Origin of the sequence: Paratractidigestivibacter sp. (genome assembly GCF_052362415.1) — a bacterium.
Lineage (GTDB): Bacteria > Actinomycetota > Coriobacteriia > Coriobacteriales > Atopobiaceae > Paratractidigestivibacter.
This window is the reverse complement of record NZ_DAWEMK010000144.1, coordinates 1-1,252: the sequence shown is the minus strand read 5'-3', so window position 1 is coordinate 1,252 and position 1,252 is coordinate 1. Positions and strand designations below refer to the sequence as shown.

Sequence of the window (1,252 nt, the reverse complement as noted above, 5' to 3'; positions counted from 1 at the left end):
AGCTGCCCGGGAACATCGACGCGTCGAAGCCGGGAGAGCCGAACGAGTACCAGATCGCCGCTGTCACGTCGCCGCTCGGCACGGGGCTCGTCGAGTAGGAGCCCGGCGCGGGCGTCGGGGACGAGGGCTCGGCGCAGTAGGCGATGTTCCCGTCGGCGCTCATCCACGTGGTGGCGAAGCCGCCGTAGGGGATCTTGCCGCCGATGGACACGTCTACCGTGCTCGGCGCGGCGTAGGCGGGCGAGGCCGCCACAGAGGCGAGCAGAGCCCCCGCCGCCAGGATGAGCGCCATGGCGCATCGGAGGAGCTTTTCCTGCAGGGTGCAGTCTTTCGCTGCGTTCATCTTTCCGCCTCCCTATCTCTCGACGCTTCGCTGTGCGCGGGGCGCCTCGTGCTCGGCGGCGCGGCTCGCCTGGCGGGCGTGCTCGGCGCGCTCCGCGAGGTAGCGCGAGCGCCCTGGGTCAACGGCCTCCTTGAGCTGCGCCGGCATGACCTTCACGGTGTCCTTGACCGTGCGTCCGTCCTCGTCGAGCTCGGGCCGGCCGTCCGGGCCCATCACCGTCTTCCTCAGCCACACCTCGCGGTTCGCGAGCAGCGGTATGTCTCGGAAGTCGGCCCCCTTGAAGCGGCTCTCGTTAACGAACATGGGGCTGAACTCGTAGCCTCCCACGTCCATGCCGTCGACGACGGTGCCCTTGGGAAGGGTCGCCGAGTTGAAGGTCCTGGCCTCGCCGGTCGCGCGGTCGGTGTACTCGATGCCCTCGCGCACGAAGCTCTTGTGCAGCGAGAGGTACACGTTCTTCCTCTCTTCCATGTCTTTCCTCCTTTTCGTTTTCAATCGGTCCTTGTCTTCATCCGCCGGGACGCGTGCCCCGGCGCGGTGCCCCTATCTCATGGCGACCGCCCCCTTCCTCGCTTTTCCGCTAGAAGCCGCTCACGATGTCGCGCGCCCAGGAGCCGCTTTTCACGAGGGCCAGGATGAGCAGCACGCACATGGCCAGGTACTGCAGCGCGTAGGTGAGCCCGTTCGCGACCGCGTCGGCCGGGGTACCCGTCCCGGGGTTCGCCCCGGTGAGCCCGCCGAGCACGAGCGGGAACGATATGAGTAGCACGAGGATGATGACGCCGGCGATGCAGACCGCCCCGAAGCTCTTCAGGTAGCCAAGGCCTATCTGGCGCGTGGCGTCCATGCCGAGGAACGCCAGCGGGATCGGGGCGAACGCGGCCATGATGTAGAGCTGGAGCGCGCGGG

The 1,252-nt window shown here is 68.1% G+C and carries 2 protein-coding genes and 1 pseudogene; all 3 read right to left on the bottom strand.

From position 1 onward, the window contains the following. A partial coding sequence (locus ACT84W_RS10010) for a thioester domain-containing protein (protein WP_444329104.1) occupies positions 1 to 343 on the bottom strand: 343 nt, incomplete at its 3' end. Positions 344 to 355: 12 nt separating this feature from the next. Then, positions 356 to 814 (bottom strand): DNA gyrase, encoded by a 459-nt coding sequence (locus ACT84W_RS10005; protein WP_444329103.1) that lies wholly within the window; start codon positions 812 to 814, stop codon positions 356 to 358. Between the two features lie 109 nt (positions 815 to 923). Next, positions 924 to 1,252 (bottom strand): annotated as a pseudogene (locus ACT84W_RS10000) (conjugal transfer protein TrbL); the annotation flags it as partial.

Coding starts and splice junctions, on each gene's coding strand:
- ACT84W_RS10005 (WP_444329103.1), bottom strand. CDS start 814: ATGGAAGAGAGGAAGAACGTGTACCTCTCGCTGCACAAGAGCTTCGTG.